This window comes from Pontibacter sp. HJ8 (assembly GCF_054824225.1).
Genome location: NZ_JSYF01000608.1, coordinates 1 through 1,966 on the forward strand (window position 1 = coordinate 1; position 1,966 = coordinate 1,966).

Consider the following 1,966-nt stretch of genomic DNA (forward strand, 5'->3'; position numbering starts at 1 on the left):
TATGAAACAACAACTGGAGACGTAGCAAGAGCAGGCTCCCCGCCTTGGATAAGGTGGGGCAGTTGGAACCGGTACAGCAAATCCCGCTAGTTGCTTAGCCTGGAGCTAAATCTAACTTCTCTGATTCGAGATTCTCGTGTTTGCTACCCTGTAAGACAAGCTCTTAACTCTAGCTGTTGGTTAAGAGCCCTGTATCCCTTTAAAACAGAAGCGTAAAATTCTCTTTCGGCTGCGACTTTCTGAAGAATACTAATCCTACATAGAACAGATCTATCGTCTGAAGTACCTGCGGGTGATGCTTTATTTCCTGCCAGGCACGCTTCATTTCAGAGGACCAATATAGATCATCGATCACAAAAACGCTGTGTTCGTGGTGTTTGGCCAGGCAAGCCTCAAAGTAGCGCATGGTCGGCTCGTAGCGGTGGTTCCCATCAAAAAAGACAAAATCCAGCTGCTGTATCTGTTCCAATTGCCCTGGCAGCGTTTCGTCCAGGTTACCTACAACCGCGTGCACATTCTTCAGTCCAAGCTTTGTGAAATTGGCCTGCGCTTCGCCAGCAATGGCAGGGCAGCCTTCGAAAGTATAGACAGTCGCTTGCACGTTAGCTTCGGCCAGGTAGGAAGTGGTAATGCCGAGCGAAGTACCCAGGTCAAAAATAACCTTTGGCTGAAAATGACTTACCAGACGGAACAGCAGCTGGCCGTATTTAGCGGGTTTAGCTGACGTACGGGCGATATAACTGATTTTGCGCTCCTTCTTTAACCCCGCTTTGGGCCCCGCTCCAAAGTCTGTTACCAGAAGGGTGCGCTCATCTTCCTGCAGCTCCTCCCGCAGCGCCTCTACTTTCGGGTAGGCATAGTAGTTTCCCTCGTGGAGTATAACACGCTGGTATAGATCAAATACAAATGGGGAGTGTATCCCGTGTAGTTTAAAAGACTTTGCCCTGTAAAGCAGGTAATGAGCAGCCAGGTGGAAGGGGAGCAATCTATTGGGTGGTTAAATTAGATGAATTGTTAAATTGTTTGATGGCTAAAATGTTTTCTCAATACATGTGATTGGAAAAGATTAGAGAAACAATTTGGCTCACAAACTTAGATTTTAGGTATAGCCGAATTAACAATTAAAATCAGGTATAGCCGAATCAACAATTCAGCAATCAACCATCAAATTAATTCAGCTTATACGGTACAACGAGAGTGAACTCAGGTATAGTGACCTTAAATTGCTTGCCGTCTACCATGCGCTCCATCAAATACGTGCCACGCATCTTTCCCAAGCCGGTTTTCAGGTTGCAGCCCGACACATACTCATGCGAGTCGCCCGGCTCCAGCACCGGTTGCTGGCCTACCACACCTTCACCTTCCACTTCGCGTACGACACCGGTGGCATCGTGTATGAACCAGTGACGCCGAAGCAACTTCACAGTAAACTCACTGTTATTTTCTATACTGATCTTGTAGGCAAATACATAGTGCTGCTGTACCGGACTGGAATAATCTGGAAGGTAGTTGGTCGTGACCGTTACTTTTACACCTTCTGTAGTTTTTGTATCCATGTTACAGAGTTTTTTGTATAATTAGAAACTGTTTCCGGTATAGCTATCCAAGGTCCTGAAACAGATTTTCCGGATTCTAAAACAACTACCCACACAAACTCATGAATGTAAAGATAGAAGAAAGCTGGCAAAATGTGCTACAAGACGAATTTGAAAAGCCATATTTCAAAAAGCTTGTGTCTTTTGTTAAAGACGAGTACGCCTCCCAAAAAGTTTACCCACCAGGTAACCAGATTTTCAATGCTTTTGAGATGTGTCCCTTCGAGGAAGTAAAGGTAGTTATTTTAGGCCAGGACCCCTATCATGGCCCCAATCAGGCCAACGGATTGGCTTTTTCGGTGAGAGATGAGGTGCGAGTTCCGCCTTCGCTACTCAATATTTTTAAGGAGATAAAAAATGATCTTGGCAAG

General features: G+C 45.5%; 3 protein-coding genes. 1 reads left to right on the forward strand and 2 read right to left on the reverse strand.

Annotation, left to right across the window (positions count from 1 at the left end; translation table 11 throughout):
• Positions 1–199: 199 nt before the first annotated feature.
• Complete coding sequence (locus OB13_RS19990; protein WP_461491950.1) at positions 200–985, reverse strand: O-methyltransferase; 786 nt, start codon at positions 983–985, stop codon at positions 200–202.
• Between the two features lie 184 nt (positions 986–1,169).
• Complete coding sequence (apaG, locus tag OB13_RS19995; RefSeq protein ID WP_461491951.1) at positions 1,170–1,556, reverse strand: Co2+/Mg2+ efflux protein ApaG; 387 nt, start codon at positions 1,554–1,556, stop codon at positions 1,170–1,172.
• A gap of 101 nt (positions 1,557–1,657) precedes the next feature.
• Between apaG and OB13_RS20000 the strand changes: the two genes are divergently transcribed.
• The coding region (locus OB13_RS20000) for a uracil-DNA glycosylase (protein WP_461491952.1) at positions 1,658–1,966 on the forward strand (309 nt) is incomplete at its 3' end.